This window comes from Bradyrhizobium sp. LB11.1 (assembly GCF_040549385.1).
Lineage (GTDB): Bacteria > Pseudomonadota > Alphaproteobacteria > Rhizobiales > Xanthobacteraceae > Bradyrhizobium.
Genome location: NZ_JBEPTH010000004.1, coordinates 133,062 through 157,896, shown reverse-complemented (window position 1 = coordinate 157,896; position 24,835 = coordinate 133,062). Strand labels below are relative to the sequence as shown.

General features: G+C 63.8%; 27 protein-coding genes. All 27 read right to left on the bottom strand.

The features are described 5' to 3' along the window. The 27 genes from fliR to flgC all read right to left on the bottom strand — a co-directional run bounded on the left by fliR (position 1) and on the right by flgC (position 24,834). Complete coding sequence (gene fliR / locus ABIA96_RS12085; protein ID WP_354137278.1) at positions 1–753, bottom strand: flagellar biosynthesis protein FliR; 753 nt, start codon at positions 751–753, stop codon at positions 1–3. Then, positions 750–2,831 carry a flagellar biosynthesis protein FlhA gene (gene flhA / locus ABIA96_RS12080; protein WP_354137277.1) on the bottom strand — a complete coding sequence of 694 codons (2,082 nt, stop codon included), beginning with the start codon at positions 2,829–2,831 and terminating at the stop codon, positions 750–752. The genes fliR and flhA overlap by 4 nt, the downstream gene beginning before the upstream one ends. A 79-nt stretch (positions 2,832–2,910) precedes the next feature. Next, entirely contained in the window at positions 2,911–3,177 is a 267-nt protein-coding gene (gene fliQ / locus ABIA96_RS12075) for a flagellar biosynthesis protein FliQ (RefSeq protein WP_027535955.1), read from the bottom strand. After that, on the bottom strand, positions 3,174–3,590 hold the full coding sequence (flgD, locus tag ABIA96_RS12070; protein ID WP_354137276.1) for a flagellar hook assembly protein FlgD: 417 nt from the start codon (positions 3,588–3,590) through the stop codon (positions 3,174–3,176). The genes fliQ and flgD overlap by 4 nt, the downstream gene beginning before the upstream one ends. Positions 3,591–3,604: 14 nt before the next feature. Next, a complete protein-coding gene (gene flbT / locus ABIA96_RS12065; protein ID WP_354137275.1) occupies positions 3,605–4,015 on the bottom strand; it encodes a flagellar biosynthesis repressor FlbT in 411 nt (136 codons plus the stop codon). Beyond that, on the bottom strand, positions 4,015–4,359 hold the full coding sequence (flaF, locus tag ABIA96_RS12060; protein WP_354137274.1) for a flagellar biosynthesis regulator FlaF: 345 nt from the start codon (positions 4,357–4,359) through the stop codon (positions 4,015–4,017). Before flaF ends, flbT begins: the two co-directional genes overlap by 1 nt. Before the next feature lie 60 nt (positions 4,360–4,419). After that, entirely contained in the window at positions 4,420–5,466 is a 1,047-nt protein-coding gene (locus ABIA96_RS12055; protein ID WP_354137273.1) for a flagellar hook-associated family protein, read from the bottom strand. A 2-nt stretch (positions 5,467–5,468) separates the two neighbouring features. Continuing rightward, the gene (gene flgK / locus ABIA96_RS12050) at positions 5,469–6,944 is read right to left on the bottom strand and encodes a flagellar hook-associated protein FlgK (protein ID WP_354137272.1); all 1,476 of its coding nucleotides are present in this window, start codon (positions 6,942–6,944) and stop codon (positions 5,469–5,471) included. A 46-nt stretch (positions 6,945–6,990) separates the two neighbouring features. Then, the gene (locus ABIA96_RS12045) at positions 6,991–8,229 is read right to left on the bottom strand and encodes a flagellar hook protein FlgE (RefSeq protein WP_354137271.1); all 1,239 of its coding nucleotides are present in this window, start codon (positions 8,227–8,229) and stop codon (positions 6,991–6,993) included. A 115-nt stretch (positions 8,230–8,344) separates the two neighbouring features. Next, positions 8,345–8,929: a transglycosylase SLT domain-containing protein gene (locus tag ABIA96_RS12040; RefSeq protein WP_354137270.1), complete on the bottom strand. Its 585-nt coding sequence runs from the start codon at positions 8,927–8,929 to the stop codon at positions 8,345–8,347. Next, a complete protein-coding gene (fliK, locus tag ABIA96_RS12035; protein WP_354137269.1) occupies positions 8,880–10,217 on the bottom strand; it encodes a flagellar hook-length control protein FliK in 1,338 nt (445 codons plus the stop codon). Before fliK ends, ABIA96_RS12040 begins: the two co-directional genes overlap by 50 nt. Then, positions 10,214–11,398, bottom strand: coding sequence for a chemotaxis protein (locus ABIA96_RS12030; protein ID WP_354137268.1), 1,185 nt, complete (start codon positions 11,396–11,398; stop codon positions 10,214–10,216). The genes fliK and ABIA96_RS12030 overlap by 4 nt, the downstream gene beginning before the upstream one ends. After that, entirely contained in the window at positions 11,395–12,714 is a 1,320-nt protein-coding gene (locus ABIA96_RS12025) for a MotB family protein (RefSeq protein WP_354137267.1), read from the bottom strand. The genes ABIA96_RS12030 and ABIA96_RS12025 overlap by 4 nt, the downstream gene beginning before the upstream one ends. 7 nt (positions 12,715–12,721) lie before the next feature. After that, positions 12,722–13,423, bottom strand: coding sequence for a FliH/SctL family protein (locus tag ABIA96_RS12020; protein ID WP_354137266.1), 702 nt, complete (start codon positions 13,421–13,423; stop codon positions 12,722–12,724). Then, entirely contained in the window at positions 13,420–15,045 is a 1,626-nt protein-coding gene (gene fliF / locus ABIA96_RS12015) for a flagellar basal-body MS-ring/collar protein FliF (RefSeq protein ID WP_354137265.1), read from the bottom strand. Before fliF ends, ABIA96_RS12020 begins: the two co-directional genes overlap by 4 nt. 299 nt (positions 15,046–15,344) lie before the next feature. Beyond that, positions 15,345–16,253 (bottom strand): flagellin N-terminal helical domain-containing protein, encoded by a 909-nt coding sequence (locus ABIA96_RS12010; RefSeq protein WP_354137264.1) that lies wholly within the window; start codon positions 16,251–16,253, stop codon positions 15,345–15,347. A 342-nt stretch (positions 16,254–16,595) separates the two neighbouring features. Further along, positions 16,596–17,504: a flagellin N-terminal helical domain-containing protein gene (locus ABIA96_RS12005; RefSeq protein WP_354137263.1), complete on the bottom strand. Its 909-nt coding sequence runs from the start codon at positions 17,502–17,504 to the stop codon at positions 16,596–16,598. Between the two features lie 274 nt (positions 17,505–17,778). Further along, positions 17,779–18,684, bottom strand: a complete 906-nt coding sequence (locus ABIA96_RS12000) for a flagellin N-terminal helical domain-containing protein (protein ID WP_354137262.1) — start codon at positions 18,682–18,684, stop codon at positions 17,779–17,781. A gap of 239 nt (positions 18,685–18,923) precedes the next feature. Further along, entirely contained in the window at positions 18,924–19,664 is a 741-nt protein-coding gene (gene fliP, locus ABIA96_RS11995; RefSeq protein WP_354137261.1) for a flagellar type III secretion system pore protein FliP, read from the bottom strand. Then, complete coding sequence (locus ABIA96_RS11990; protein WP_354137260.1) at positions 19,661–20,104, bottom strand: flagellar basal body-associated FliL family protein; 444 nt, start codon at positions 20,102–20,104, stop codon at positions 19,661–19,663. The genes fliP and ABIA96_RS11990 overlap by 4 nt, the downstream gene beginning before the upstream one ends. A 30-nt stretch (positions 20,105–20,134) precedes the next feature. Then, complete coding sequence (flgH, locus tag ABIA96_RS11985) at positions 20,135–20,830, bottom strand: flagellar basal body L-ring protein FlgH (protein WP_354137259.1); 696 nt, start codon at positions 20,828–20,830, stop codon at positions 20,135–20,137. After that, positions 20,831–21,592, bottom strand: a complete 762-nt coding sequence (locus ABIA96_RS11980; protein WP_354137258.1) for a MotE family protein — start codon at positions 21,590–21,592, stop codon at positions 20,831–20,833. Between the two features lie 67 nt (positions 21,593–21,659). Next, positions 21,660–22,790, bottom strand: a complete 1,131-nt coding sequence (gene flgI, locus ABIA96_RS11975; protein ID WP_354137257.1) for a flagellar basal body P-ring protein FlgI — start codon at positions 22,788–22,790, stop codon at positions 21,660–21,662. Further along, positions 22,787–23,263: a flagellar basal body P-ring formation chaperone FlgA gene (gene flgA, locus ABIA96_RS11970; RefSeq protein WP_354137256.1), complete on the bottom strand. Its 477-nt coding sequence runs from the start codon at positions 23,261–23,263 to the stop codon at positions 22,787–22,789. The genes flgI and flgA overlap by 4 nt, the downstream gene beginning before the upstream one ends. Positions 23,264–23,276: 13 nt before the next feature. Further along, complete coding sequence (gene flgG / locus ABIA96_RS11965) at positions 23,277–24,068, bottom strand: flagellar basal-body rod protein FlgG (protein ID WP_354137255.1); 792 nt, start codon at positions 24,066–24,068, stop codon at positions 23,277–23,279. A gap of 17 nt (positions 24,069–24,085) precedes the next feature. Continuing rightward, on the bottom strand, positions 24,086–24,415 hold the full coding sequence (gene fliE, locus ABIA96_RS11960; protein WP_354137254.1) for a flagellar hook-basal body complex protein FliE: 330 nt from the start codon (positions 24,413–24,415) through the stop codon (positions 24,086–24,088). A gap of 2 nt (positions 24,416–24,417) precedes the next feature. Further along, positions 24,418–24,834 (bottom strand): flagellar basal body rod protein FlgC, encoded by a 417-nt coding sequence (gene flgC, locus ABIA96_RS11955; RefSeq protein ID WP_200469622.1) that lies wholly within the window; start codon positions 24,832–24,834, stop codon positions 24,418–24,420. Between the last annotated feature and the right edge of the window lies 1 nt (position 24,835).

The following is a 24,835-nucleotide window of genomic DNA, read 5'->3' as shown; positions in this document are numbered from 1 at the left end:
TCATCCCGCCAGCCATGACGACATGCCGAGCATGAATTGCGTCAGCAACTCGTCGCTGATGAGGTAGAGCAGCAGGAGACCGCCAACCAGGACGAACGGCACCGAGACGAAATAGACCGCAATCGACGGCGTCAGCTTGTTGATGAGACCGACCGAAAAATTGACGACGACGGAATAGACGATGAAAGGGCTGGTGATCCGCAGCGTCAGCACGAATGCGTCCGTAAGGCGGCTTGCGAGCTGGTTCAGCGCCATTTCGCCGCTTAGTTTCTCACCGGGATGCCAGACGTCGTAGGAGTTCATCAATCCGCGCAGGACCTGCCAATGCTGGTCGGTCAGGAAGAACAGGGTGGTGACCGCGGCCATGATCAACGGCACCGAGGCCGGCGTCGGATCGTTGTCGCCGATCGGCACGCCTGGAATGTTGCTGAGCCCGATCGCGCTCGCCATGACGGTGGACATGGTCTGGAGCGCGAGGAAGAACACGCGTCCGCCGAGACCGATGACGCTGCCGACCAGGAGTTCGGTGCCGATCAGCAACGCGAGCGTCAGCGGCGGCGCATCGTCCACGAGCGGCTTCAGGACCGAGACCAGAATCGGCGACAGCGCGAACGTCGTGACGAGCGCGACGAACAAGCGGATCTGCGGCGGAATGTTCGTGCTGGAATAGCCGGGCACCAGCATCAGGCAGGAGCCGATACGGCAGAACACGATGAACGTAACGAGTACGTCGTCGGCGAGCCCGCTGATCACGAGATGGCTCCGAGCGCCCGAATCTCGGCACTGCGAGCGACCTCGACATGCGACAGGATCGGCAATGTCGGGAACACCCGTTCCAGGATCATGCGGACATAAGGGCGGGCTTCCGGAGTCACCGCCAGCACCACGCTGGTACCGTCCTCGGTGAATTTCCTGATCGCAGCGCTGGCCTCTGTCGCGAACTGTTCGATCAGGCGCGGATCGGCGTCGAACTCGACGACGTCGCCCTTGCCATCGCGCTTCAGGCTCTGATGGAAGGCGAGGTCCCAGCGGTTGCCGAGGCGAAGGACGTTGAGAACCCCGTTGTCGGAGAGATCGCCGCAGATCTGCTGAGCGAGACGCATGCGCACGTGCTCGGCCACCTGCTCGGACCGCCGCACATGAGGCGCGATCTCGGCGATCGCCTCGAGGATCAGGTGAAGATTCCGGATCGACACCCGCTCACCCAGCAGGATCTTCAGGATCGCCAGCAGGCCAGAATAGGAAATCTGCGAAGGACAGAGATCGTCGACCAGGCGCTTGTACTCCGGCTCGAGCCGGTCAAGCAGTCCACGCATGTCCTTGTAGGACAGAAGCTGGGGGAGGTTCGCCCTGAGCACCTCGCTCAGATGCGTGAGCAGCACCGACAGGTTGTCGACCGGCTTGCAACCCTGCCGCTTGACTTCATCGGTGAAGGCCTCGGTCACCCACAGCGCCTTCATGCCGAACGCGGGCTCGATCACCTCGTCGCCGGGCACGTCGGGCTTGCCATCCTTGTCCACCAGCACCATCACCTCGCCGATCCTGAGCTCGCCATGGGCGACGCGGGTATCGTGGATCCGGATCTGGTAGCCCTTGGGATCGATCGACAGATTGTCCGACAGCTTGATCTCGGGAATGACGAAGCCGTATTGCTTGGCGAACTTCTTGCGTATCTTGCTGACGCGATGCGCAAGCTCGTTGCGCGAACTGAGCAGGTGAACCGACAAATGGCTGCCGAGCGACAGCTCGATCTCGGCGGTCTTGAGCGACTCCTTGACGGATTCCTTGGCGTCGTTCTGCGCGCGCTCTTCCGCCTTGCGCGCCTCCTCTTTCTGCTTCTCGGCCGCCTGCCGCTTCGGCAGCGAGTAGCCGACGAAGGCCATGACGCCACCCAGGAGCATGAATGGCGCCATCGGCAGCCCCGGCATCAGGGCGAGCACGAACATCATCAACGACGCCGCCGACACGGCGCGCGGGTAGCCGCCGAGCTGCCGCAGCACCGCCTGCTCCGCCGATCCCCTGGTGCCGCCCTTGGAGACCAGAAGACCGGCCGACAGCGACACGATCAGTGCCGGCATTTGCGTTACCAGACCGTCGCCGACGGAAAGCTTCGTATAGACGTCGGCAGCGCGCGACAGCGTCAGACCGTGGTGGGTGACGCCGATGATGATGCCGCCGAAGATATTGATCGCGGTGATGATCAGGCCGGCGATGGCATCGCCGCGGACGAATTTCGAGGCACCGTCCATCGCGCCGAAGAAGGAGCTCTCTTCCTCGAGCTCGCGGCGCCGGCGCTGCGCTTCCTTGTCGTCGATCAGGCCCGCCGACAGGTCCGCGTCGATCGCCATCTGCTTGCCCGGGATGGCGTCCAGGGTGAAGCGGGCGCCGACTTCGGCGATACGCGTCGCGCCCTTGGTGATCACGACGAAGTTCACCGTGACCAGGATCGCGAAGATGATCAGGCCGATGACGAAGTCGCCGCCCATGACGAACTTCGAGAAGCCGGCGACGACATGGCCCGCAGCCTCTTCGCCCTCCCCGCCGCGGGACAGGATCAGGCGGGTCGTCGCAACATTCAGCGCCAGCCGCAGGATCGTGGCGATCAGCAGCACCGTCGGGAAGGCGGAGAAATCAAGCGGCCGCTGAATCCACAGCGCGACCATCAGGATCAGGGCCGACAGCGCGATCGAGATGGCAAGGCCAAGGTCAATCAGGATCGGAGGTATCGGCAGGAACAGGATCGTGAGCATGGCCACGATACCGCCCGCGAAAAAGGCGTCCGCGCCGAGGCGTCGCGGGTTCGGCAGGCTAGCAGCTAAAGTATCGGCCATGGGTCACCGGCAGCAGGGTCCGCCCCGCAATTTGCCCCGCAAAGCTTACGCGGGGGTGGTGGCCGGAGCTTTCCGCGGATCAGAAGCCGTGCTCGATCCGCGAATAGACCATCTCGGTGAAGGTGGAGATATGCGCGCCGATGAAGGAGCCGGAGACGGCGACGACCACGAGGATGACGACGATCTTCGGAACGAAGGTCAGCGTCGCCTCCTGGATCTGGGTCAGGGCCTGGATCAGCGCGATCACTATGCCGACCAGCATCCCCGCGCCGACAGCAGGTCCGCAGGCGACGAGGATGGTCCAGATCGCCGCCTGCACGATATCGAGAGCATCCCGCTCGTTCATGATTGGCTGATCGTTAGTCCGGGACCGACCGCGACCTTGGTGCCGTCGTCGAGGGTCGCGATGGAGCCGTCGCTGTTGATGGAGACCGACGTGACCTTGCCGGTGAAGGTCGCTCCGGTCGAGTCGGTGAAGCTGACGTTTTTCCCGATCAGCCCGTCCGCCTGCGACAGTGCCTGTGAGGACAGCAGCGAATCCAGCTTCGTATTGGTCTGCATCGCTTGCTCGACCGACGACAGCTGGGCGAACTGGCTCATATACTGCGACGTGTCCATCGGATTGGTCGGATCCTGGTTCTTCATTTCGGCGATGAGGAGCTGGAGGAAGGTGTTGTAGTCGACGGTGTTGCTCGACGTGTTCGTTGTGGAGCTGGTGGAGTTCGTGCTTGTGGTATCGGTCGCGCTGGGGACGTTCATGTGCCTCTCCGCTGTCAGGCAGCCTCGAATGGGGATTCGGTGGTGGCGCCGGTGAGGATCGCCAGCTCCAGGGGAAACAGCGCCCGGATCCGCTTGAGTGCCTCGAAATAGCGGGTCCCACCGACCATCTCGTCGATCGCGCCGAGCCCGTCCAGCATCTCGCGGTTCTCGCACACAGCGAGCAGGGCAGTGTGATGTTGCCCATAGAGCGAGGCGGCGGCGCCGACATCCGTCGGGTTCATCAGCATGAGCTGCACGATGAAATAGAGCTGGCGCATCGCCGTGGTGGCGTCGGAGGCCTGCATGACCTGCCCTTCAAGCAGGAACATCACGTCGTTGACGAGCTCGAGAGAGACCTTGCGGTCCACGCGCAGCACCGCGCCGTTGATGTAGACCCGTTCGCCCGCCCGCAAGGAAATCTTCATTAAAGCGCGTCTCGGATCATGCGGTTGATTTCGACGAGCTGCATCACGTCGTTCGATCCTTCTTCGCGAAGGCGATCGGCTTCCTTGACGACCCACAAGCCGATCGAGATGATGTCGGCGCGCAACTGCTCGGGCAGTCCGTTCTCCGGATGCGCGAGATCCTCGATGAAGATGGTCCACAGCCTCCGGACGTAGAGCAGGCTCTGGACCTGATCCTCCGTGCTGTAGCGCTCCTTCTGGAGCCGCTCCAGCCGGTCGATGCCGAGGCTGAGCGCCTGACGCTCGCGCCGCCGCGCCTCGTAGCCGCTGTCTTCAACGACCGTTTCGTAGGCTTCAAACGTCATCCGGACAACTCTGCGCAGAAAATTGCAAGAAACTAAAAGCGAACGCGACGCCGCTCAGGCTCAGAGATAGTTGATGAGGCTGATCTTCTGGAGCTGCGACGTGAGCGCGAGCGCCGTCTGGATCTGGGTCTGCAGCGCATTGACGCGCACCGAGGCCTCCGTCGGATCGACCTGCTCCATGCCGACAATCTGATTGTTCAGAATGTCCTTCTGGGTCTTGAGCTTGTCGGTCGCGGTAGTGAGCCGCTGCTGGACCGTGCCGACGCTGCCGCCGAGCGTAGCGAGGTCGGTGATGGCGCTGCCGACGAGGCCGATGGCCTTGTCCACGACGACCTGGAACGTTGATTGATCCAGGTTCGCATTCCCGAGATCGGCCATCATGGTGTAGGCCTCCGCGAGCTTGCGGAAGCCGGTCTGGTTGGCGCTGACGGATGTATCGGCGATCTCAGTCGTGGAGATCCGGCTTTGCATGACCTGGTCGGTGGCCGACGACCAGTTGGTGTTCCAGGCCGGGCTCGCGAACTCGGCATCGAAGGTCGTATTGAGGAAGGTCTGCATTTGAGCCGGAGTAATGGTGCTCACACTGGCCGAGGATTGAGAGAAGCCGAAAGCCGCAGAGAAATCGACGTCGACCTGGTTCTTGCTGGCCGAGCCGGCAGCGTAAGCCGTGACCGGCTGGTTCTGCGTGTTGATGCCCGAGAACAGATACGAGCCGTTATAGGAGATGTTCAGCGCGCCGATCAGATCCTGGAGGTTGGAGGACGCAGGCGGCAGGATGATCCGCCCGCCGCCGTCGGTGCTGCGGGCCGCGATCAGGTCCTTGAGGAAGTCCGTTGCGGTCGAGCTGAGCTGGGTGATGCGATCCTGGGTCACGTCCAGGCGTCCCGCGACGAGCCCATTGGTATCGACGAGCTGATCGGCAAAGCTCATGTCGGCCCTTAAGGTAACGTCGCCACCCGTCGTGGCACCAAGCTGGAGGCCGACATCGGCGAAGCGGCCGGTGGTCGCCTCGGTCGACGCCTTGCTCAGCGCAGCCTGGTTGCTCGTGATCGAATACCTCAATGACGAGGACAACATCAGGGTGGAAATGTAGTTGGCGCTCATCATGACTAGGTCCCCACGGCAGCTAGCAAGGCTTGCAACATTTGATCGACGGTCGAAATGATCTTCGACGACGCCGAATAGGTGCGCTCGACCTGGAGCATCAACGACATCTCGTCGTCCATGTTGACTCCGTTGACATTCGACAGCGCCGTCGTGCTGCGGTCGAGCAGCGTGCTCTGGTACTGCGAGTTGTCGTTGGCGGTCTTGCGCTGGTTTTCGATCCAACTCGTCGACGACGACGCGAAGTCGATCAGGCTGCCGTTTGGCTTGCCCTGCGTGGTCGCATCGAACGGTTGCGATGCATCCATGTTGCCGATGAGCTGCTGAAGTCGGGTCGAATAGCCGCCGCTGCCGGCGGTGTTATATTGGTAGGCGACGTTGCCGCTGATCGCGCCGTCGCGCAGCAGATTCGGGTTGCCGCCCTGAGCCGGATCGACCGATGCGGCAACCGAGATCATCCCGGCGAGGCCGACCGAGACGGTGGCGCTCGCGGGCATCGCCGGCGAGCCGGGATAAGTGAAGAGACCGGGAACGTCGGGCAACGACGCGCCCGATTGATCGCTTTCCTTGAAAGTATTGATCAGGCCACGGGCGACTTCGTCGAGCTGGCCCTGATAGGTGACCATGTCGTTGTCGCGCAATTGGGCGAGACCGGCGAGCTTGCCGGACTTGATCGGCATCACCGAATTGGCGCCGGTCACAGGCACACCATCGATGAAGACCGCGTTCCCCGTGATGTTCGCCGAATAGGAGGTGGTAGGCGCGAAGCTCACCGCCCGCGCTGTCTTGTCGAACAGCACCACGCCGCTGTCGGTGTAGAGCGCAGCATCGCCGTTGGTGCGGATCGACATCGTGACGCCGACCTCCTGGGACAGCTTCGAGACGATGCTGTCGCGCTGGTCGAGATAGTCGGTCACGTCGTCGCCGGCAATCGTTCCCTTCACGATGGCCGTATTGACGGTCTGGAACTGGGAGAGCAACTGGTTGATGTTCTGAACCGACGTATTCATGTCGGCATCGGCGCCCTCTCGGACAGACTGTACCGTCTGGGTCGCCTGGTTGAGCGCGGTCGCCATGTCCTTGGCCGACGTGACCGCCGCCTGCGCCAGCGTAGTGTTATCCGGCGCGTTGGCGTATTGCTGGAGCGCCTGCTTCAGCGCATTGAGCTGCGCCGTCGGCGACTGGTCGAGCTCCGGATCGTCTACGGTGGCAGACGCGATCTTCTGAAGACCGTCATAGATCGCGCTCTGCGTGGCGGCCGCGGAAGTCGCGGTCAGGACGTTGCTGTACAGACCTGAACTGGCGGCGCGCTGAATCGCCGCCACATAGACGCCGGCACCGGGAAGATTGTCCAGCACCGTGATCTTGCGCGAATAGCCGGTCGAACTGGCGCCGGCGATGTTACGCGAGATGGTCGACGACTGGACGCCCGACGCCATGAGCGAATTGCGGGCGGAGTCGAGGGCTGAGGTAAGGGACATGGCGTGCTCTTGAACGTTCTCTTGCCCGGCAAGGGCGCTGAAGGATTCAGCGCTTCAGGTTGACGACGACGTCGAGCAGATCGGCGCCGGTCTGGAACGATTTCGAGTTCGCGGTGAAGCCGCGCTGCGCCTCGATCATCGAGGTCAATTCGTCCGCGAGATCGACATTGGAGTCTTCCAGCGCACCCGACTGGATGGTTCCGAGACCGCCCTGGCCGGCCAGGCCGACCTGCACGTTTCCGGAGTCCAGGTTCGGCGAATAGACGTTGCCGACCTCGGGCGTCAGATGGTCCGGGCTCGGCACGGTGGCGAGCGCGATCTGGAAGCTCGGCAGCTCGGTGCCGTTCTTGAGTACCGCGGTGACGACGCCTTTGCTGTCGATATTGACCTTCTCGACGGCGGACGGCGCGTTGCCGTCGACGGTCGCCTTGAAGTCGAAGCTGGAGGCGACCTGGGTCATGGCCGAGAGGTCAATGTTGAGGGTCGAGCCGCCGGGTACCGCCACCGAGAGCGACTTCGTGCTCGCTGCAGCCAAGGCACCCTTGCCGGCTGCTGAGACGTCGAAGGTGAACGTGGTCGCCGCGCCGTGCGTCGTCAGCGCGGCTCCGGACGGATCGTAGACCTCGACGTCCCACGTATTCGCGCCGGTTTTTGCCGCATAGACGTCGAGCGTCACGGCGTTGCCGATATTGTCGTAGGTCACCATCGATGTCTTCGACGTGTAGTTGCCGGGGCCAGCCGCAGCGGCCGGTGTACCGACAACCGCCGCGCTCGGATCCAGGTTGGCAGCCACGGTCGCCAGCGTCGACGGCGACGCCTGCAGTGCCATCTGATTGACGTTGATCACCTGGAGGCCACCGAATCCGTTGGCGGCGACGTTGGGCGCGGCACCATTCTGGATGTTGTAGCCCATCAACTGGAAGCCGGCCGTGTTGACGAGATTGCCCGTGCTGTCGGGCACGAACGAGCCGGCGCGGGTGAGGAAGTTGTTGCCGTTCGCGTCCCGCACGACGAAGAAGCCGTTGCCCTGGACCGCGAGGTCCGTCGTCGAGGTCGTGAACTGGAGGTTGCCGGGGTCGGTGATGGCGTAGCGGACCGTGGTCTCGACCGCACCGGAGTCGTAATTGCCTGAGCCGCTCTTCAGGATAAGCGAGGAGAATTCCGTCGAAGCCCGCTTGTAACCGACCGTGTTGACGTTCGCGATGTTGTCCGAGACCGTCGACAGCTTGTTGGACTGCGCGTTCATACCGGAAACGCCGGTGCGCATAACACCATACAGGCTCATGAATTGGGCTCCTTTGACAGATTGTCGTTACAATGGGGGGTCTTGCTTGCGCGGGGCTGATGATTAGCGACGATGCACAACTTCATGCGGTGCATCGTCATTTCACGTTGTCGCTTCATGTTGTTTTGGGTTGGCAGAACGAGCGCGCCTTGTCCGTCCATGCGCCGAAGCCGCTGGAGATGAGATGCGCGACGATGTGGCAGACGTAGCGCTTCTGCGCCGGTTGATTGTTGGGGCCGGCGTTGTAGCGAGCGACCGCCATGGTCCAGCTTCCCTCGCGCTGCTTCAGCTCCTTGAGGAAACGCGCGGCGTAGTCGACGTTCTTGGCTGGATCGAACATCGCCCGCACCGACGTGAACTTGTCGCCGTGAAAATAGTGGTTGATCTGCATGCAGCCGAGATCGATCAGCTTGACGCCCCTGGCTCGCATCGCTTCGAAATTCGCCATCGCATCATTCATGTCCTTGGCGAACACGGTCTGCCCTTCCGCGCCGAGCGCGTAGGGATAGAGCGCGCCGCGCCGGCCGGTCTCGGTGAGACCGACGGCATAGAGAATGCCGAGCGGAATCCCGTGCCGCTGCGAGGCGCGCGCCATCTCGCGCTCGCAGGGGCGCGAAGTGTCGGTCGTCGCCGCCTCGGCGGCGCCTACGCTACAGATAAACAGGGCCGCGACGAGTCTGCGGCGCCATGTCCTGGTCATGGCGTGCCTCCTGATTGGGTTGCTGATCCTGCCGGGCTTGCCTGGCTCCGCCATTCGACTGACCGGACGACGTGCCCGCGCCGGCGAACGCCCCTTGCGGCTGGGATGATTGCTGTTGCTGGCCCGCGAGCTGCGACTGCGACTGCGACTGGCCGGATCCGGCCTGGAATCCATCGAGCGAGCCGTGCTGTACAGGCGCGACGTCGGCCACGTAGCCCGCCGACTGCATCAGGTCGCGAATCTGGTCGCGCTGCTGATCCAGCATCGTGCTGGTGTCCTTACGCTGGGCGGCAAGCTGAACCGACACCTCGGTGCCGACGAGACGAAGGCGCACGGTGACATTGCCGAGATCCGGCGGCTCGAGATTGACGGTGAGGATCCTGACCGGCTGATCCGGTGCATTATTCTGGGCGCCCACGAGATCGGCCGCGGCGGATGAGACCGGTGCAGGCGAGCCCTTCAGCTCCGACACCACTGCGTTTGCGACCTGCTGGGTTGCGCTGAATTGTGGCACGGGAGGCAGATGCGTCTCCTGCTGAACCACCGTGACCTTGGTCGTTTCCGGCAACGTGTCGCGGCTTGCGGACTTGGCCGCGCGCTCGACATTCGCCGTGATGGCTTCGAAACCTGATGTGGCGGCGGGCATGGCCTTCGGTTGAACGTCGCTTTCCTCCGGCATCGCCCGCTGGGGCGCGGCCGCCGCCTGCGGGCGCGGCCCGGAGGCATCGGCCGTGGAACGCGCGACAGACGCTGCGGCAGATCGCGCGACATCTGCCGTCGCCGCTTTTGCGTCGGTGACGTTCTGAATTTCACGCTTCGCTGCGGACGGCCGTTCATCGCGGGTCGTGGTGTCCTTCTCGTCGCTTGATGGCTGCGGCGTCTGCATCGTCACGGCCTGCGCGGCGGCGAGTTCCTGCCCCACGATCGTCGGAACGCTCAATCTGCTCGGGACGTCGGCCTTCGCCGTTTGATCGACCGGGTCTTTCTTGGTCGACTTGGACTCCTCGGTGCGCGCGTGCACCGGCTCGTCCTTCGGCGTGTCGGGCTCGGTCAGCTTAACCAGGCGCGGGCGGGCCGAAGCAGCCTTTGCAGTCGTGTCACTGCCCTGGTCGTCGAGCGCCCGCTTGGCCATGTTCGAGACCGTGTGGAGCAGATCGTGGAACGATGAATCGTCCGCCGCTTTCGCACCCGTCGTCGCCGTGCCCTTCGCTGACCGGGACACCCCGCGCGTAAGACTTTCGGCGAGACCTGCGAAAAGCTGTCCGGAAGTTCCGCTAAGTTTGGTCATGGACGACGATCTTTCGTGAGAAGCTCCAGTTCGCCGAGCTGCGTCTGGGCGCGCGCGAGCATTGCGTTCGACGACACGAGATCGATCCGCGCCGGCGTGGGCGGCGGCTTGTCGGTGGACATGGCAGCAGTCGGACCTGCAATCGGCTTGCGGACATCGCGCGCGAGTTGCAGGGTTGCGTTGAGAAGAAGGACGTCTCGCTCCGCCAGCTTCGCCCGGTCGAGCGTCTTCAGCTCGGCAAAGCCGCCGTCATATTCGTCAGTGAGCGCGCGGGATGCGCCGCAGTAGAAATGGGCGCGCTCGCGATCCGGCGTAGCATCGGCGCTGAGCGTCAGCGCACGCTCGCTTGCCAGCCGGGTAACCGTGAGTTTACCGCGAACGAGCGCGCCGCGCGCGATCACCAGATAGAGCTTGAGGCGGCTGGCGCGGTCGACCTGTTCCAGCAGCGACGCGACCCGCGCAAAGCGGCGATCGTCCAGCGCAAGGGTCAATTGCGTCAGGCCCGTGGAGAAGCGTTGCCAGAAATCGCCGGCATAAACCGAGTTGCGGTAGTGGCGGATGTAAGCCAGCGTCAGGAACTCGAACTTGTCGAAATCCTCCGCTTGCCCGACCAGCAGGATCTCGCGCCGCAGCGCCGCCTCTTCGACCAGCGTGCCCGGCAGCAGCAGGCGCGCGTCGTCGAGACGCTCGATCGCAAGCGATGCCTCGGAACGTGCAAACAACGCGCCCTGGACCAGCGCCACCTGCCCGCCCACGCCAGACGAGATCGTGCGCGGCTTGACGTCCTTGAGCAGATCCCTCGCCTCGTCCTGCCGGCCTTCGACATAAGCCAGCGCGCCGTCGAACAGCCGCGAATCGACATTGATCTTGTCGCGCGGCAGCTTGCGGACGATCTGCGGGGCGCCGCCGCTGAGCAGATAGATCACGAGCGCCTGGCCGTTCTGCGGATTACTCCACACGCTCGCGTCGGCGGCGAGAAATTTTTCGCCGATCTGCCGGATCAGCGCGATGTGGCTGGCATGCGCCGCGGTGTCGCCATTGGCGATGCCGTCCTGCACCGCCTGCAACGCGCGGACGAGCTCAACCGGCTCCCCGGACGGCGCTGTCGGTTCGGCCGATGCGCGTGTCGTCACGAGCGACAGCACCATCAGCATCGCGGCGCGGAGCAGCAGCCTAGTCAAGGGCGCTTCTCCCGGATCAGGATCTCGATACGTCGGTTTTGCGCGGCGGCCGGATCGCTCTGAAGTTTCGGTCGGCGATCGGCATAGCCTTCGACATGTTCGATCCGCTGCGCATCGACGCCGGAGCGAACCAGCATGTAGTAAGCCATCTGCGCGCGCGCCGTCGACAGCCGCCAATTGTCGTAATTGTCCGATTTGTAGGGCCGATTGTCGGTATGACCGCGAACGATGATCATGCCGCGGCGCTTCGCGATGAGCGGGCCGATCTTGTCGATGACGCGGACGAGCTCGGGACGCGGCTCGGCCGAGCCGACCGCGAACATGCCGAAGCTCGCATCGTCGGTCAGGCTGATCAGGAGGCCCTCCTCGACCTGGCGGACCTCGGCCGCCGGCCCGGCGCCGGCCTTGATGTCCGATAGGGCATCGGCAATCGCAGACTGAAGCTGCTTGACGGTCGGCTGCTGTGTCTGGGCGGCGTCGCGCGGCTCGGACTCCTTCGGAGCGTCGGTGGGACGTGCCTGCGGCGCGGCGTTGGCCTGAAGGTTGGCCGGCGTGCTCGGCTGAAGGCTGCCGTCACGCGCAGACGATGAAGGCGCCGGTCCCGGCGGCAACAGCGGCGACACGCTCGTAGACGACGCCTGCGCGTCGGGGGCCACGCTGCCGCCGGCATCATCGGTCCTGCCGCGGCGCGGCGCGGCCTGATCTGAGCCGGCCGGATTGTCGCGCGCGGAGGCGTTCGGCTTCGGCTCGCCCTCCATGATCCTATCGGCTTCCTTCGAAGCCTCGGGCGCGAGCTTCCAATAGCCGGGATCGAACGGATCGCGATAGGCGTCACCGCCCTTGAGCCCGTCTTCTTCGGCCGACGTCAGCGCGCCGGCGCGCCGCTGGCCCGACGCCTGGTTCGAACTGGCTGCGATTTCGGCAAGCGTTGCGTAGGGATCGCGGAACAGAACCTTCTCTTCGTAGAAGGGTGGCTTCTCGGCCGTCGGCGAGTCGCCGCGGCGCTCCTCGTTCGGCCCGGACGGCTGACGTTTGCCATCCTGGCCCTCGGACGTCGTAGGCTCCTTCTTGGTCAGATCCTTCAAGCCCTTCGGCGCGGGTGCGTTCTCCGCGAGCTTGATCGGGTTGAAGTAGCTCGCGACCACCTGCTTCTGGTCCTGGTTGAGCGCGTTGAGCAGCCACATCACCAGGAAGAACGCCATCATCGCGGTCATGAAGTCCGCATAGGCGATCTTCCAGACGCCACCGTGCGGCTTCTCATCCTCGAATGCGCTCCGCCGACGGATAATGACGAGCTCGTGCTTGACCTCTTCCATGGTGAAACTACCGACGCGCCTCTTTCAGCCGATCCATCCAGGTCGAGATCTGCGTCTCGATCGTGGTCTGATCGGCGAGGACGCGGACTTCGACAGTGTCGGCGGACTGGTATTCGACGCCAGAGCGGCCGGCGAGATTGAGTTGCGTCCTGACGAGGTCGATGAGCTCGCTCGGACCACTAACGCGGAACGCCGGGACCGGGGAATTCGAGGTCAGCGCCGAGATCTGCTCGACCAGTGATCCGATCGCCTTGTCGCGGACCGCATCGGCGAGGAACGGCAGCAATATCCGCGCGACCGAGCTTGCAATGTTGCTCTCGATCTCGCGGCAGGCCGCGTCAAAACCATTGACGATCGCGACCGCCTGCTGATCGGACCATTTGGCGCGCTCCTCGCCGAGCCGGATCGCGCTGCGGACGCGCTCTTCGGCGAGCTTGGATTCGCCTTCCGCAAGACCTGCAGTATGGCCGCGTCGATAGGCGTCTTCGAGCAGATTGACCGGCGTGGCTTCGGGCGCCGGCGCCGGAGGCGACTGAAGTTGCGGCTGGGCTTGCGCCTGACGCTGCGGCTGAGGCTGAGGCTGAGGCTCGCGTCGAACCTCTCTCTGCCTTGTCAGCACATCCTGAATTTTGGGCGGTGGAGCCGGAGGCGACTTGGCCCGGCCGTTCGCGTCGAATTGCGTCAGGAGTTTTCCGATTGCCGCGTTCATGCCGCCTCCTCGCGTCGCATCCAGTCTTTAAGGATCGCTGCCGCCTGCGTCTGATCGAGGCGGACGATCTGCTCCAGCCGCTTCTGCGGCGTACGCTGCATTTTGCCTTCGAGGTCCTCGACGAGGTTGAGCTCGGGGTCCTGGCTGTCGGCCAATGCGAGGGCCGAAGCGGCCTCGAGCTCCGCGGCCTCGGCCGCCTCGGTCTGCTCCTGCGCCGCGCGATGGGCCAGAATGCCGTTGACCGCAGGCCGAAGCCCGAACCAGACCAGCATCGAAGCGACGGCCAGAATCGTCACCGCGTTGATGACGCTGCCGAGCTGCTTGTTCATCATCTCGACGAAGCTGATCGGCGGCACCGGCGCGAGCTCGCGCGAGCCCTCCACGAAGTCGACCGCAGTCACCTGAATCTGGTCGCCGCGCGCCTTGTCCAGTCCGCCGGCGGTCGCTGCGAGCTGGCTGATCTCGGCGAGCTTGCTGTCGACGATCGCCTGGTTGGTCTTGTCGCCGAGGTCGGCGACAAGCCGCGTGCGATTGACCAGCACGGCGATGAAGAGCTTCTGGACCGAGTAACCGTCGCTGACCGTCGTCGTGGTCTTGGACGACACCTCGAAATTGGTAACGTCCTCGCGTCGCGTCTTGTCCTCGCTGGAGTTCTTGGCGCCGCCGGCGTTGACCTGCTGGTCCGGAAGGTTCTGCTGGACGGTTGTCGGCGTCGAGCGATCCGTGTTCGATGACTTCTCGTTTTCGCGCACATTGCGGACCGAACGCTCGGCGCGGGTCTCCGGATCGTAAACGGTCTCGTTGATCTGCCGCTTGTCGGTGGAGAGCTGCGGCGCGACGCTGACCTCGAAATTTTCCAGCCCCAGATAGGGCGTCAGCGCCTTGCGGATGTTCTCCTGCACCATCCCGCCGACGGTCTTCTGGAGGCTCGCCATCCTGGTCGGCGCGGCGCTGGCCTCGTCCTCTTCGGCCAGCAGCATCGAGCCGTCGGCATCGAGCACGATGACCTTGTCGCGCGTCATGCCGGGAATCGCGGCCGCGACGAGATGGCGGATCGATTGCGCCGTGCGCGCCTCGAGCGCACCGTCGGTGCGCAGCACAACCGACGCGGAGGGCGGCTGCTGCGTCGCGCGGAACGACCCGCGCACCGGCATCACGATGTGCACCCGCGCCGCCTTGACGCCTTTCATCAGCTGAACGGTACGCGCGATCTCGCCCTCGAGTGCGCGAAGCTTCGTGACTTCCTGCATGAATGAGGTCAGCCCGAGCGATCCGATCTTGTCGAACAGCTCATAGCCGGCATTGGCGCTGGTCGGCAGCCCTTTCTCGGCCAGCAGCATTCGCGCCTGCGCGGTCTGGCTCGGTCGCACCGAGACGGTATCCCCGGCCGTGTTGATATCGAAGGCGATGTTCTGCTCGCGCAACGCGGCGCCGATGCGCGTCACGTCTTCGCGGGTCAGGCCGGTATAGAGGGACTCGAATTCCGGCCGGCTCAGGTAGTAAGCGCCCCCGACCACGGTGACGAGGACGGCGAAGCCGATCAATCCCAAGGCCATCAGACGTCGCGGCCCAAGTTCCAGCAGATTGTTGAGCAGCTGCTGTAGCTGCGCGCGACTGAGCATATGACCTCGTACCAATGCGAACGGTGAGGACACTCCGCTGCGAACCTTGTCTGAAGGTTGCGCGCGGACAGGAATGTGTCAGTTCGCAGGCGAGGCGTTGTAATTTTGCTGGAATCTTGGATGACGCGACCGGGTCAACGACGGCACGCAGCCGCCCGGGCGCATACCAGCGCGAACGAAATGCTGCATGAAGTCCGGCGTCAGGAGATCAATTACGGGCACATCATGTGCCGTCACGTCCGCCGATCACGGCGAGGACCGTGCTCCCAGGGGAGCACGGTCCTTTTCGATGCCGGAGCTTACTTGAACAGCGAGAGGATGCTCTGGCTGTTCTGATTGGCGATCGAGAGCGCCTGCACGCCGAGCTGCTGCTGGGTCTGCAACGCCTGAAGGCGGGTGGATTCCGCGTTCATGTCGGCGTCGACGAGCTGACCGACACCGCGAGTCACCGAGTCCATCAAAGTCTTGACGAAGTCGGTATTGGTCGCGATGCGGTTCTTGACGGCGCCGAGGTCGGCCGCGGCCGAAGCCACCGAGTTGATCGCTGCAGTCACCTGCGTGATGTAGCTGCTGAGCGTGGTCTGGTCGGCCGACGAGTCGGTCAGCGAGGTGATGTCGATCGTGTCGACCGACGCACCACCGCTCACCGTGTCCAGGATGCCGCCCGTGGCCGAAGTATAGAGCGAATAATTGGAGATCGTCAGGGTGATGGAGCCGATGGTGGGCGTGCCACCGACGCGGGAGAACGACGACACCAGGTCGAAGGTCGCCGGCGTGGCCGTCGTCGTGCTGAGCCAATTCACGCCGTTGAAGGTCGCCGCATCGGCGGTACCCTTCATCTGCTGCTGGATCTGGGTGATGTCGGCCTGGATCTTGGTGCGGTCGATACCGGCGGTCTTGGCTTCGACCAGCAGCGCCTGGAGCTTGGTCAGGCCGCCGGTGCTGTCGCCGACAACCGCGGTCAGAGCGGTATATTCGGTGTCGACGGTCGCGGCCGACAGACCGAGCGAGTCGGAGACGGCGGAGAGCGCGGCGTTGTCGGCGCGCATCGAGGTTGCGATCGACCAATAGGCGGCGTTGTCCGACGCGGTGGCCACGCGCTGGCCGGTCGAGATCCGGTTTTCGGTGGTCTGGAGGCTGGAGCTGACGTTGCGGAGGGTTTGCAGCGCGGTCATTGCTGCGGAGTTGGTGAGCAGACTAGAACTCATGTTTGACGTCCCCTTGAAAACGAATTGAATTTTTTGGGACATACCGGACTTGCACCGGTACGACAGGGCGGCATCATGCCTTTGGGCTGCGGGAAAGCGCGCTCAACCTACCGTAACCGCGGCGATAGCACGCGAAGTTTGTGCGAGGCTTGTGGCTCTGTGACCGGACTGCAACGGGGCCAGCCAATTCGAAGCGTCACGCCAAGACGTCTGGTCGGTGAGCAAAGTCGAGATGCCGAGTTGGGGCACCAAGTTGAGGTTTGGCACGCGAACAACGTACGCCAAACTGAAAAGGGCCGCACTTCGCAAGAAGCGCGGCCCCCTCTCAGATGGTTTTCAGGCTTAGCGGAACAGCGAAAGGATGCTCTGGCTGTTCTGATTTGCAATCGAGAGCGCCTGCACGCCGAGCTGCTGCTGGGTCTGCAGCGCCTGAAGGCGGGTGGATTCCGCGTTCATGTCGGCGTCGACGAGCTGACCGACACCGCGAGTCACCGAGTCCATCAAGGTCTTGACGAAGTCGGTGTTGGTCGAGATGCGGTTCTTGACGGCGCCGAGGTCGGCCGCGGCCGAAGCCACCGAGTTGATCGCTGCAGTCACCTGCGTGATGTAGCTGCTGAGCGTGGTCTGGTCGGCCGACGAGTCGGTCAGCGAGGTGATGTCGATCGTGTCGACCGACGCACCACCGCTCACCGTGTCCAGGATGCCGCCCGTGGCCGAAGTATAGAGCGAATAATTGGAGATCGTCAGGGTGATGGAGCCGATGGTGGGCGTGCCACCGACGCGGGAGAACGACGACACCAGGTCGAAGGTCGCCGGCGTGGCCGTCGTCGTGCTGAGCCAATTCACGCCGTTGAAGGTCGCCGCATCGGCGGTACCCTTCATCTGCTGCTGGATCTGGGTGATGTCGGCCTGGATCTTGGTGCGGTCGATACCGGCGGTCTTGGCTTCGACCAGCAGCGCCTGGAGCTTGGTCAGGCCGCCGGTGCTGTCGCCGACAACCGCGGTCAGAGCGGTATATTCGGTGTCGACGGTCGCGGCCGACAGACCGAGCGAGTCGGAGACGGCGGAGAGCGCGGCGTTGTCGGCGCGCATCGAGGTTGCGATCGACCAATAGGCGGCGTTGTCCGACGCGGTGGCCACGCGCTGGCCGGTCGAGATCCGGTTTTCGGTGGTCTGGAGGTTGGAGCTGACGTTGCGGAGGGTTTGCAGCGCGGTCATTGCTGCGGAGTTGGTGAGCAGACTTGAACCCATTTTGATGTCCCTTTGAAGATTGAGTTGATTTGGGGACATACCGGACTTGCACCGGTACGACAGGGCGGCGTCATGCCTTTGGGCGGCGGAAAAAGCGGTTAGGGCCCAACCTGTCGTAACGGCGACCGTAACGCGCGAAGCTTGTGCGAGGCTTGTGGCTCTGTGACCGGACCGCAACAGGGCGACCGGAATTGCGACGTGCGCGGGACGTCACGTCAAACGAAAGGGCCGCGCTTCGCGAGAAGCGCGGCCCCCTCTCGGATGGTCCTAAGGCTTAGCGGAACAGCGAGAGGATGCTCTGGCTGCTGCCGTTGGCGATCGAAAGCGCCTGCACGCCGAGCTGCTGCTGGACCTGGAGGGCCGACAGGCGGGTGGATTCCTGGTTCATGTCGGCGTCGACGAGCTGACCGATACCGCGATCAACCGAGTCCATCAGCGACTTCACGAAATCCGTGTTGGTCGAGATACGGTTCTTGACGGCACCGAGGTTCGCGGCGGCGGAAGCCACCGAGTTGATCGCAGCAGTCACCTTCGCGATGTAGCCATCGAGCGTGGTCTGGTCGGTCGACGAGTCGGTCAGCGAAGTGATGTCGATCGTGTTGACCGACGCACCGCCGCTCACCGTGTCCAGGATGCCGCTGGTGGACGACGTATAGAGCGAGTAGTTGGCAACGGTCAGGCCGATGGAGCCGGTGGTCGGCGTGCCGCCGACGCGCGAGTACGACGACACCAGGTTGACCGTCGTCGGCGTAGCCGTCGTCGTGCTGAGCCAGTTCACGCCGTTGAAGGTTGCCGCATCGGCGGTACCCTTCATCTGCTGCTGGATCTGCGTCACGTCCGCCTGGATCTTGGCGCGATCGATACCGGCCGTCTTGGCTTCGACCAGCAGCGACTGCAGCTTGGTCAGGCCGCCGGTGCTGTCACCGACAACGGAGGTCAGAGCGGTATATTCGGTGTCGACGGTCGCGGCCGACAGACCGAGCGAGTCGGAGACGGCGGAGAGCGCGGCGTTGTCGGCACGCATCGAGGTTGCGATCGACCAATAGGCGGCGTTGTCCGAAGCGGTCGAGACGCGCTGGCCGGTGGAGATGCGGGTCTGCGTGGTGGCGAGTTGGGAGCTCACAGACCGCAAGGTCTGGAGGGCAGTCATAGCGGTCGAGTTCGTAAGCAGGCTTGACATTGCGAATGTCCCTTTTTTTACGCGTTACATTTTCACGAGGGGACATACCGGGCTTTCACCGGTACGGAGGGGCGGCATCATGCCTTTGGACTGATATGGGTGGGGTCCAACCCGCCGTGCCGCATTGCTAGCACGCCGAATCTTGCTTCCGGATTAAGACAAGCGTGAATTATACAGCAAAATCATATGGTTAATATTACTCTTCGCTAACCATAAGCGGCCGACTGGCGATCGCCGCTCTACGAGAACGACCGCACCAGTCCTGAGGCGAGCAGGTTCCAGCCGTCGATCAGCACGAAGAACAGCACCTTGAACGGCAGCGCGAGGATCGATGGCGGCATCATCATCATGCCCATCGACATGGTCAGCGTCGCCACGATCATGTCGATGACGAGGAACGGCAGGATAATGAGGAAGCCGATCTCGAACGAACGCCGGAGCTCGGAGATCATGAACGCCGGGATGATGACGCGCATGTCGATGCGCTTGTCGTCGAACTTCCTGCGGAAGCTTTCGGCGGCGAGCGACTCGAACGTCTGCAGGTCCTTGTCTCGCACATGCGCCAGCATGAACTCGCGGAACGGGTCGCTGATCTTCAGATAAGCCTCTTCCTCCGAGATCTCGTTCTTCATCAGCGGCTGAACGCCGGTTTCCCAGGCGCGATCGAAGGTCGGCGCCATGACGTAAAAGGTCATGAACATGGCGAGGCTGATCAACACGAGATTCGGAGGCGTCGTCTGAAGGCCGAGCCCGGCGCGGAGAAACGACAACGCAACGGCGAAGCGCGTGAAGCTCGTCACCATGATGAGAAGCCCCGGTGCGACGGACAGAACCGTCAGCAGTGCCATGAGCTGGATGATACGGCCGCTGGTCGAGCCGTTGCCCGGCGGCAGCAACGAGTTGAGGTCCGGGATCTGGGCGAACGCTACCTCAGGCAGCACGACCAGCAGCAACGCAACCAGCAGGACTTTCAATTTCACTGGATCACCAACGTCTCAATAATCAGTTCGCGAACCTTGCCGGACGAGCGGATGCTGGCGCGTTCGGACAGGTCGTCGCGCAGATGCTGGAGCCCGCGCGCGCCTTCGAACTGCGTGACCGAGGCCGAGCGGAGATAGGTGACGATGTCCTCGCTGATATGAGCGGCCAGAATGCCGGCATCTTCATCGCTCATGCTGTCGGTCACCATGGAGGCCTCGACCCGGGCCCAATTGTTGGCCGGCGCTGCGAGGTTGGTTACGATCGGAGGCAGCTTCCTGAGCCGCGCGCTGCCGGCGTAGCTCGACGCGATCGGCGATGGTGTGGCGACCTTCTTTGCGTCGGCGGCCCGTTCGGCGGTGGCGAACAGGTGCAAGCCCGCAAGCGCGCCCGCGCCAATCGCGACCAGGGTCAGCACGAGGATGGCGGCAATCAGGCGCATGAGGCCCCCCGCTCCCACGGCGCGCGAGCCTCAGAACGGTGCCACGGCGTCATAGATCCGGTGCCCCCATCCAGGTTGCTGCACGTCAGACAGATTTCCGCGACCGCCATAGGCCACGCGCGCCTCGGCGATCTTCTCGTAGGAGATCGTGTTGGTCCGCGAAATATCGCGTGGACGCACGATACCGCCGACGTTGAGCACGCGCATCTCCGTGTTGATACCAAACTCCTGCGACCCGCTGATCATCATATTTCCGTTCGGCAACACGTCGGTGACGACGGCGGCAATGGAGAGCTTGATGTCCTCGGAGCGGTCGATCTTGCCGTTGCCCTTGATCTGGGAATTGGTGTTGAGGTTGGCGTTGGTCTGGCCCTTGTCCTGCCATCCTGCGACGTCCATCAGCCAGTTCAGCCCAAACTGGATCTGCGAATCGCGCGAGCGATCGGTCTTGTTGTCGAGCTTGGCCTTGTCCTGCATCGAGATGATCACGGTTACGACGTCGCCAACGCGCCGGGCGCGGGGATCGCGGTAGAGATCGGTGCCGTCATCCCAGGTCGAGCGATAGCTGACGGGCGTGCGGATGCGGGGCGTCACCGGGATCGGTTCGGCCGGCGTCCGCAGCCCGCTGCCCACCGGAGACAGTTTCGGGCCGGTCAGGATTTCTGCCGGATCATGGGAGCATCCGCCAAGAAGCACGAGTGACAGGAGGAGGATCGGCTTCTTCATTTACTTGGTCTTCCCGTCATCCACGCGACGCATTCCGCCGAGCAGATCGGCGAGATGTGCTGCGCGCCCGGTTTCCATCTCGTTGAAAATTGCGCTCGAGCTCCTCGGGGTGAGCTTTGCGAGCACCGCGGCGGCCGTCTCGTCCGCCATGCCGGCGATCTGAGTGGCAGCAGCGTCGGGTTTCATGCGCGAATAGATCTCGACGACGCTCGCTTCCGCCTTCTTCAGGAAGTCGTCCCGCAGCGCCATCCACTTCTCGTATTCCGCGCGCTTGGCCTCGACTTCGGCGATCCGCTCCCGCAGCAGGCTCTCGGCCTTCTCCAGTTCCTTCAGCTGCCAGGCGAGCCTGGCATCGACGGCGGGATCGGTCACGTTGCTGCAGAACAGCGCCACTTCGTTGTCCGCAGGCGCGGCCGCTTGAGCCGGCTTCGGCGACGCAGTGACGCTGCCGGACTTCGGCGGGCGCATCGGCACCGGTGCGGGAGCCGGCGCCGGCGGAGGAGGCTCCGTCGGCACGGCACCGGTGATTGCGGGGCTTGCATCTTCGGCCGCCCAGGCCGTTGCCCTTGAATTTTCGCTCGAAATGGGCGTCGCCGATGCGTGTGGCCTCTGCTGCCCGGCCGCACGAGCGCGTGCGAAGGAGAGCAGATTGAGCGGCTTCGACGATTTCGGCTCGTCCAGCGCCAGCGCGGGCGAAGCGCCAGCGAGCACGAACATCGCGCCCAGGAGAAGAAGTTGCGCTTTGTGATTCAGCTTCAGCATCGGCTCGCGTGCGATTCTCGGTCAGAACCAGAGCATTGAGCGACCAAGCTTGCACGACGCTTACGCATCATTGCACGATGACTTCAGCCTGCAGCGCCCCGGCCGTCTTGATCGCCTGGAGGATCGCGATGATGCCGGACGGCTTCAATCCGATCTGGTTCAGGCCGCGCACAAGGCGCTGGAGGTCGACACCGCTCAGGATCGCCACCTGCGATCCGGCCTCGTTGGCCTCGACCACGGTCTGGGGCACGACGACCGTCTTGCCTTGCGAGAACGGCGCCGGCTGCGACACCACGGGCATCTCGGTGATACGGACCGTCAAATTGCCGTGGGTGACGGCGACGGTCGAGATTCGCACGTCACGCCCGATCACCACCGTGCCGGTGCGTTCGTTGATCACCACCCGCGCCGGCGTGTCCGGCTCGACGGTGAGCTCGCCGATCTCGGCGAGGAAGCGAACCGGGCCGACGTAGCGCGGCTTGGACAGCACGATCGTCCGATAGTCGCGCTCGAAGGCGATCTGGGCACGGTAGCGGCCGCCGGCATAGCGATTGACGGCGTCAAGGATTCGCGTCGCGGTGACGAAGTCGGGGTTTTTCAGCTCGAGCACCAGGTATTCCATCTCGTGGAGGCTGCCCTGGACCTCCCGCTCGACCAGCGCGCCGTTCGGAATACGGCCCGCCGTAGGCGTGCCCTGGCTGACGTTCTGGGCCTGGCCTCCGACGCTGTAACCGGCGACAACGACCGCGCCTTGCGCCACCGCATAGACCGCGCCGTCGGCCGCACGCAGCGACGTCATCACCAGTGTCCCGCCTAGCAGCGACGTCGCATCTCCGAGCGACGACACCGTCACGTCCATCCGCTCGCCCGGTCCGATCGAGGGCATCAGGTCCGCGGTCACCATCACGGCGGCGACGTTGCGCGTGCGCAGCGTGGTCGGCCGCGCCGGGTTATTCGTGCTGGTCGTCTCGTTCCGGACATTGATGCCCATGTTCTCGAGCATCGACTGCAGCGACTGTTCCGTGAACGGCGCGTTGCGCAGGGTGTCACCGGTGCCGTTGAGGCCGATGACGAGGCCATAGCCCACGACCTGATTTTCGCGCAGCCCCTTGATGTCCGCGATGTCCTTGATGCGGACGGCGGCCTGGGCGCTCGCGGCGGAGAGGACGAGGAGAAGCGCGATCAGGATTCTGGTCATGACCCGTCCGCGACCTTGACGGTGCCGTCCGGCTGGACGATGGCCCTGATGATCACGCCCGTATCGGTGTTTCGCACGGTGATCAGCGAGCCCGGCGCCCCCGATTGCATGGCGGCGCCGTAAGCCACGATCGACAGACCGGAGTCTTCGACCACGACCTTGACCATGGCACCACGGGCGATGGTGAAGGGATCCTCAACCGAATTGGTCGGAATCGGCTGCCCCGGCAACAGCGCCCGCCGCGCCATGCGGCCGACGAGGACCTGGCGTCCCTCGATGAACATCGCGACGCCGAGCGCATTCGCCGCAAAGTCGCGCTCGGTGATCATGTCGTCCCTGATCAGCTCACCGGCGCGGATCGCCACCGCCGGCACGGGAAGCCGCCGCTCGTCTGCGGCGGCGAGCCGCGCGGAGACGAGAACCAGCAGCGCGGCGGCCAACCCGCGCGCGATCAGGCCCACCCTGTTCAACATCGACACACCGGAACTAGCGACTGAGATTCTTCGACACCGTCTGCGCCATTTCATCCGATGCCTGGATGACCTTGGCGTTCATCTCGTAGGCGCGCTGCGCCGAGATCAACTCGGTGATTTCCTTGACGGGATCGACGTTGGAGGCCTCGAGATACTGCTGGTTGATCTTGCCGTAGCCGGCATCTCCGGGGAGGCCAATGACCGGAGCGCCTGATGCCGTGGTCTCGCGATAGAGATTGCTGCCCAGCGGCTCGAGGCCCGCCTCGTTGGCGAAATTGGCAAGGTTGAGCTGGCCGATCTGCCGCGGATTGGCTTCCGTGTCCAGCTTGGCGAACACTTGGCCGGTCTGGTTGACCGTGACCTGCACCGTTCCCTGCGGCACCGTGACGTTGGGATCCAGCAGGTAGCCGTCCATCGTCACCAGCTGGCCGGTAGCGTTGGTGTTGAACGAGCCAGCGCGCGTGTATTGCACCTCGTTGTTGGGACCCAGCACCTGGAACCAGCCGCGGCCGTTGATCGCGAGGTCATAAGGGTTGCCGGTTTGCGTAAGCGCGCCCTGGATGTGCAGCTTGCGGATCGCGGCCGACTTGACGCCGAGGCCGAGATTGGCGCCTTCCGGGATTGGTGAGGCGCCGTTGACGTTCGCGACACCCTGCATGCGGTCCATCTGGTAGAACAGATCGGTGAATTCCGCACGGGCACGCTTGAACGACGTGGTGTTGATGTTCGCGATGTTGTTCGCGATGACTTCGATATTGGTCTGCTGGGCATTCATGCCAGTGGCCGCGATGGCGAGCGATTTCACAGCGTCATTCCTTCAGATCAAATCGACATACGAACGACTTCTTGGTAGGCCTGCACGACCTTGTCGCGGACCGCGACCGCCGTCTGCAAGGCCTGCTCGGCCGACATCAGCGCCTCGACGACTTTCCGCGTCGATTCCTTGCCCTGCATCGCCGAGATCGACGCGCTCTCACCGGCCTTCAACGTACCGATTGCGTCGGTGGTCACCTGCTTCATCACTGAATCGAAGCCAACGTCGTCGCCGGCATGGACCGGCGACGTCGCGCTGGGCGCGATGGCCTGCGTCTCTGTGATGCGGGACGCCGCCTGCCCTGCAGTGACCGCAGTGGATGAAATCGCCTCTAGCATTGTCAGCTCCTCAGAAGATCGATGGTCATGCCGAGCATCGATCTTACCTGCTTCACGACCTGGAGATTGGCTTCATAGGACCGGTTGACTTCCCGCATGTCCGCCATCTCGATCATCATGTTGACGTTGGGCATCTTGACGTAGCCGGCCTTGTCGGCCGCGGGATGCCCCGGATCGTACTCGACGCGGTAGGGCGTGGTGTCGACCCCGATCTCCTTGACCTTCGCCAACTGCGTGCCCGAGGCACGATCCATCGCAGCATCGAAAGTGATCGTCTTGCGCTGATACGGATCGGCACCGGCAGTACGCCCGGTCGAGCTCGCGTTCGCGAGATTTTCCGAGACGACCCGCATGCGGGTCGACTGCGCTTCGAGCCCGGAACTTGCGACCGTCAACGAAGCCTGTAGAGCGTCCAGCATG